At 38.1% G+C, this 2,631-nt stretch carries 2 protein-coding genes; one reads left to right on the top strand and one right to left on the bottom strand.

Annotated features, from left to right (window positions below):
* Positions 1–307: 307 nt before the first annotated feature.
* Entirely contained in the window at positions 308–679 is a 372-nt protein-coding gene (locus F0229_RS21550; RefSeq protein WP_253821017.1) for a hypothetical protein, read from the bottom strand.
* A gap of 1,599 nt (positions 680–2,278) precedes the next feature.
* Here F0229_RS21550 and F0229_RS21545 point away from each other — a divergent pair.
* A partial coding sequence (locus F0229_RS21545) for a GNAT family N-acetyltransferase (protein WP_171733684.1) occupies positions 2,279–2,631 on the top strand: 353 nt, incomplete at its 3' end.

The raw sequence follows: 2,631 nt of genomic DNA, 5'->3' as shown, positions 1-2,631 counted from the left end.
ATATATCAAGGAACGCTCAAAAGTCCGCGCAGAGGAAGTCTAAAGAAAACATTACGTTAGACGGAATTTACGCTGAGCTTAGTGCTTAAGGTTCTGTCTATGATGCTTTGCTAAATTAGCTATCTCGCTAAAATGGAAGTGTCCAGAGGTTTCATAGGCCTGAAGTTTTACTCGTGGCACTTTTCTCAAAAAGTGCCAGCTGGCTCAGATCTGCCCCGAAATGAGTTGCGCCTCAAAGTTCAAATAATGGTGCTTTGTTAGCTTTGACATACCAAAAGTAATGAGTGGCAAAAGGCAAGACCTGACCCTAGACAGTTCTTAGAAATACAGGCAATGACATAGGAAGAACATTTTTAGGCTTACCCGCTTTAATTTCCCTAACCTGAATGACACCATCAAACGTGCCAATAGGACTATCGGAACGGATACTTACGAGCACTTTTAGTTCATGCTCTTGCTCACTGGTGTCTTCGATAATAGAAGGTTGAACAGATATCCACTCCTGCAGCGCAGGTACAACGTGCAGCTTAGCCCCTTCAACCTCGGGTAAATTATATAAAACCAAATCAAATATCTGAGTTTGCCCCTGCGACATCTGAATATCCAGAACGCCCATATTCCAAGACACCTTGTCCTTAGCGAACGCACTCCCTACGGGCAAGATTAATAGTATTAACAATAAACAACGCATCTTCACTTCTTTAAAATTACGCAACGTTGTCATTATAGTGATGGCTAAAAAATAAACGGATATTACACTGTGTTGTCACAAAATATGTGATCAAATTATAGAAAATTAGGTTGAATAGTAATGCTTAATATAAGATCGGCGCTGATGGGTGTGCCAGTAAAGGATTCATCTGCGAGATACACTAACGTCGCAATCAAAAACATGATGCTTGCAGCATGAGCCTGAATAAATCTGGTTAACTTTCAGATAGTTACAATGAGATTTCCAGTGTTAGCTTGCATAAGATTGCATTGAAAAACTTCAAATTTCCACGAACTAAGGAACAACTCGTAGTAAAATCACCACCGCCTATACATCAATTCTCGACAAAATCGCTTGGTGATCACACATTAAAGCTCGGCCCTGCTAACAGTTTTTTGGACAAAAGCGTGTCAGTGATTTTACTAATTTAGTAAACAATGAATTACTACAAGTATATAAAGTCGTTTAATCAACTTCCATGAGTGATGTCAATCTGAGTGATATGTCGGCCAAGCACAGCATTTTTGTGAATCGTTGTATTTTTATCACAGGTTTATCCAATACAGTCCCGCTTTAGACGTAAGAAGCTACGCTGCTATCAATTCATTAGGAGCAACATCTTATGACTATTAGATAAAACCGACATTAACGTTGAACTTTATGAAAACAATACATCAAGGTTTGAACTGGCAACTTAATAAATACGCTTTCATTATGTAATGATTTTACTTACAAAGTCATACTGTCATAGACAAAAGATTCCGCAATAATACGTCAAATGGTATGAGTTAAAACTTATATGGCGGTTCGTATCATTGGTGTTAAGTTTGGCTACACCAATTACGCAAACTAAAAAAATAGTGCAGAAAAGCTTTCGATAACATTAGCTTCAATATTCCAGGGCTGTGTCTATTTTTGCATTGCGATTGGCCATCTTCGATAACATCAAGATGTGGCCTACACTAAAACTTCAGGGTAACCAGCACTCTTTCTTTAACGCTTACCGAACTAGTTGTCCAAATTTAAACAAGTGGACTCGATATGAGAGCAAGTGCGCCTAATGAGAGAGCACTCGTCAATGGAATGAACGTCAGTGTTGAATGCAAAGGCGATAAGATATTGGCCACCATTTTAGCTGATAAGTGATATACAAAATGTAGCTGGCTGAGAACACATTAAAGTTATCTTTAATCACACTCGTCAGCATTCTATCAGGGAGTTTGTTTTGGGTTTTGTGACGGCACTATTGTAAAAATACTATACGTACCCTATTTTTGAATCATCGTGGGCAACGCTTGGAACTAATATTTCTGTCATGGGGGCAGGCAAAAAGGAAACAATAACTTCCATCATCGTTTTTAATTAAGACATACATATACCTTAATTAAAAAAATTGGCGCGTTCTAATATGCGCCAGATAAAGAGATCTATAAGATACTTGAAGAGTCTATGTTAAAAGACAGGAGCAAAAGCGACATTACCATTTTGATAACTCAAGATTAGCTTATCAAGATCCTTACATTGGCCAGTTACTTTTAATGAAACACCTACCCAAGGTAAATAAGCATGAATAAAATTAGCTTTTTAAAAATAAACAATACCATTATCAATGACATTATTGATCTCTCAGTGGAAGAGTCTCAAAAACAACTCATTGCTAACAACGCAGAGTGGCTTGCAGAAGCCAGTTTTAACGACGATAGTATCAACTATGGTATTTACTTAAACAATAAACCTGCGGGGCTAATCTCTCTGATTGACCCTAGAATACTGGACACACACGATGAACACTTTCAAAAGGAGCATTTATATGTATGGCGCGTCATGATTGACCATCGTTTCCAAGGAAAAGGATTGGGGAGTCAAGCGATTAACTTCAGTAAGAAATACGCTTCCATTACCGGTTTAAAAGGCGTCTC

This window comes from Vibrio sp. AIC-3, assembly GCF_013114515.1.
GTDB classification, from domain to species: Bacteria; Pseudomonadota; Gammaproteobacteria; order Enterobacterales; family Vibrionaceae; genus Vibrio; species Vibrio crassostreae_C.
This window is presented reverse-complemented; position numbering and strand designations above follow the sequence as displayed.